Raw genomic sequence first — 3,393 nt, 5'->3', positions numbered from 1 at the left:
AAAGGCGACGGCGTCCACCACGCCATGCTCGGCATCGCCCGCCTGCACAACCTCACCCTCACCGGATGACAGGCAAACGAGCAGGTCAGCCTGCATGCCTCAGATCATTTACGGGACAACCTCTAGGAAGCGACCTCAAGAGATCAAATCCGCGCCAGCCTAGGCCAATTCCCCCCCAGGAGGCACTCCCGCCGCCGAGCGAGATCCTCGCGACGCGTTGCCCCGGACGGGAGTTGCGGGACGGTCTCCGGTCTGTGGGAGGCCGCCCGGCACCGGCCGGAGACGGCAGAGGCCCGCGGCATCCGGACCGTGCGGATGCCGCGGGCCTCTTCGGCGGGCCGGGGGGCCGGGTGTCAGTACACCGGCTTGTGCGGTTCGATCTGGTTGACCCAGCCGATGACGCCGCCGCCGACGTGGACCGCGTCGGAGAAGCCGGCGGACTTGAGGACCGCGAGGACTTCCGCACTGCGGACACCCGTCTTGCAATTCAAGACGATCTTCTTGTCCTGCGGAAGGGTCTCCAGGGCGGTGCCCATGAGGAACTCGTTCTTCGGGATCAGACGGGAGCCGGGGATGGCGACGATCTCGTACTCGTTCGGCTCACGGACGTCGATGATCTCGATGTTCTCGCCGTCGTCGATCCACTCCTTGAGCTGCTTCGGAGTGATCGTGGAGTCGGCGGCCGCCGCCTGGGCCTCCTCGGACACGACGCCGCAGAAGGCCTCGTAGTCGATCAGCTCGGTGACGGTCGGGTTCTCGCCGCACACCGCGCAGTCGGGGTCCTTGCGGACCTTGACCGTGCGGTACTGCATCTCCAGGGCGTCGTAGATCATCAGACGGCCGACCAGCGGCTCGCCGATGCCCGCGAGGACCTTGATCGCCTCGTTGACCTGGATGGAGCCGATGGACGCGCACAGCACGCCCAGCACGCCGCCCTCGGCGCAGGAGGGGACCATGCCGGGGGGCGGGGGCTCCGGGTACAGGCAGCGGTAGCAGGGGCCGTGCTCGGACCAGAAGACGGAGGCCTGGCCGTCGAAGCGGTAGATCGAGCCCCACACGTACGGCTTGTTCAGCAGCACGCACGCGTCGTTGACCAGGTAGCGGGTGGCGAAGTTGTCCGTGCCGTCGACGATCAGGTCGTACTGGCTGAAGATGTCCATCACGTTGTCGGCCTCGAGCCGCTCTTCGTGCAGGACGACGTTGACGTACGGGTTGATGCCCTTGACGGTGTCGCGCGCCGACTCGGCCTTGGAACGCCCGATGTCGGACTGGCTGTGGATGATCTGCCGCTGCAGGTTCGACTCGTCGACCTCGTCGAACTCCACGATGCCGAGCGTTCCCACGCCCGCGGCGGCCATGTACATCAGCGCCGGCGAGCCCAGGCCGCCGGCGCCGACACACAGCACCTTGGCGTTCTTCAGCCGCTTCTGCCCGTCCATCCCCACATCGGGGATGATCAGGTGGCGGGAGTACCTGCGGACCTCGTCTACGGTGAGCTCGGGAGCCGGCTCGACCAGGGGTGGCAACGACACGGGGACTCCGTTGGTCGGTCAATCACTACGGTTGTTCTCCTCGTAACACTGCCATGCGTTTTTTCATTCCGAGACACCTGTTCCGATCCGCGAGACGATTTCGTCCCAGAAGCCGGGCATGGTCTCCCAGGGATCGGCGCGCCCGCCGTGGTCGGATCGGTCGGTGAAGTACAGGGTGGCGGCGCCGTGCCAGCGGGCGAGGCGCAGCGCCTCGTCCAGGTGGGGGCGGGGCACACCGTGCACGAAATGGCAGAAACGGTCGGGGGGATAGTCCGCGGTCCACTCGGCGGTCTGCGACCACCGGTAGTGGCTCCAGGGGCCGGTAAAGGTCACCATCTGGTCGGCGGTCTCGGCGTATCCGGGGTACGGATGGGTGCCGTGGCCGAGGACGATGTGGGCATCGTCACGCAGCCGGCGCAGCGCGGCGACCTTCCGGCGGACCGCGGGCAGGTCCTCGCGGGAGGCCGGGCAGCGGTCGAGGAGCCAGCCGTCGACGCGGTACCAGTCGGCGTACCGCTGCGCCTCACCCAGCACATCGCCGTGGGTGCGCAGGCCGCGGCCGATGTCCAGCCGGCCGAGGACGCGCACTCCGGCGGTGCGCAGCCGCGCGGCGGCCTCCAGACAGTGGGTGTCGGGCCGGGTGCCGGGGCCGCCCGCGACATCGAGGACGACCCAGTGCAGGGGTGTGCCGGGGCGGGCGAGTTCCGCCCACTCGGCCGGGGCGAGCAGCGGGTGGGCAAGGCCCGGGACGCCGAAGCCGACCTGGAAGCCGGTGCCGGCGATACCGGTCGGCGTGCTGGTCAGATACGGCATGCCGCCTCCATCCAGATGTCGGCCAGGGACTCTTCGAGGTTGATGCGGGGCCGCCAGCCGAGCCGGTCGCGGGCGGTGCGCACGTCGGCCTGCTGCCAGCTGCCGCAGCCGTCGGGGTAGGGGTAGGCGACGGGCGCCGGGTGGTCGGGGTCGGTGCGGGGGTGACCGATGGTGGCGCGGAGCGGGCCGGGCGGGCCGTCCAGTTCGTGCAGGGCGCCGCCGTATCCGGCGACGCGCGCGAGGACGGCGGCGGCGTCGCGGAGCCGTACGGCGCGGCCGGAGCCGATGTTGATGATGCCCTGTGCGGCCGACAGGGAGGCGGCGTGCACGGCGCGCGCGACGTCGCGCACGTCGACGAAGTCGCGCTGGACGCCGAGTCCGCCGAGTTTCAGCTCGCCGTCGCCGGACTGCATGGCGCGGCGCATGGCCTCGGCGAGCCTGCCCAGCGGGGACCCGGCCGGGGTGCCGGGCCCGGCGGGCGAGAACACGCGCAGCACGACGGCGTCGAGCCCGGAGCCGAGGACCAGTTCCGTGGCGGCGAGCTTGCTGACGCCGTACGGGCCGCCGGGGCGGGGCACGGCGTCCTCGGCGGTGGACGAACCGGGCTGGCTGGGCCCGTACTCCGCGCCGCATCCGATCTGCACGAGGCGGGCGCTACAGGCGCTGCGCCGCATGGCCTCGCAGACGGTGGCGACGGCGACGGTGTTGTGGCGGGTCAGCTCGCGGGCGCCGCCGCGGGTGGTGCCCGCGCAGTTGATGACGACCTGGGGGTGCACGGCGTCGAGGAAGCGGGTGAGCGCGCCGGGACTGCCGGTGGCGAGGTCGAAGCGTACGTCGGCGTCGTCGCCGCGGCCGAGTGCGGTGAGCTGGACGGCCGGATCGGCGAGCAGCCGGTCGGCGACGAAGCGGCCGAGGTAGCCGTTGGCTCCGATCAGCAGGACCCTCATCGTGTGGCTCCCGGCGCCGGGTCCTCGGGACGGGACGTGATCATCTGGGGTTCTCCTTCAGGGGTTGCGTCGGTGTACGGCCCTGGGGGTGGGAGGTGGGG

3 protein-coding genes are annotated in these 3,393 nt (G+C 70.8%); all 3 read right to left on the bottom strand.

Translation table 11 applies throughout. From position 1 onward, the window contains the following. Positions 1-353 precede the first annotated feature (353 nt). The 3 genes from moeZ to MTQ10_RS29110 all read right to left on the bottom strand — a co-directional run bounded on the left by moeZ (position 354) and on the right by MTQ10_RS29110 (position 3,292). Positions 354-1,532, bottom strand: a complete 1,179-nt coding sequence (gene moeZ, locus MTQ10_RS29120) for an adenylyltransferase/sulfurtransferase MoeZ (RefSeq protein ID WP_247473383.1) — start codon at positions 1,530-1,532, stop codon at positions 354-356. A 63-nt stretch (positions 1,533-1,595) separates the two neighbouring features. After that, a complete protein-coding gene (locus MTQ10_RS29115) occupies positions 1,596-2,345 on the bottom strand; it encodes a spherulation-specific family 4 protein (RefSeq protein WP_247473381.1) in 750 nt (249 codons plus the stop codon). Next, positions 2,333-3,292, bottom strand: a complete 960-nt coding sequence (locus MTQ10_RS29110) for an NAD-dependent epimerase/dehydratase family protein (protein WP_247473379.1) — start codon at positions 3,290-3,292, stop codon at positions 2,333-2,335. Before MTQ10_RS29110 ends, MTQ10_RS29115 begins: the two co-directional genes overlap by 13 nt. Positions 3,293-3,393 lie beyond the last annotated feature (101 nt).

It is taken from the genome of Streptomyces sp. XM83C (assembly GCF_023072675.1).
Lineage (GTDB): Bacteria > Actinomycetota > Actinomycetes > Streptomycetales > Streptomycetaceae > Streptomyces > Streptomyces thermocoprophilus.
The sequence above is the reverse complement of the archived record's forward strand: the minus strand, read 5'-3'. Positions and strand labels throughout refer to the sequence as shown.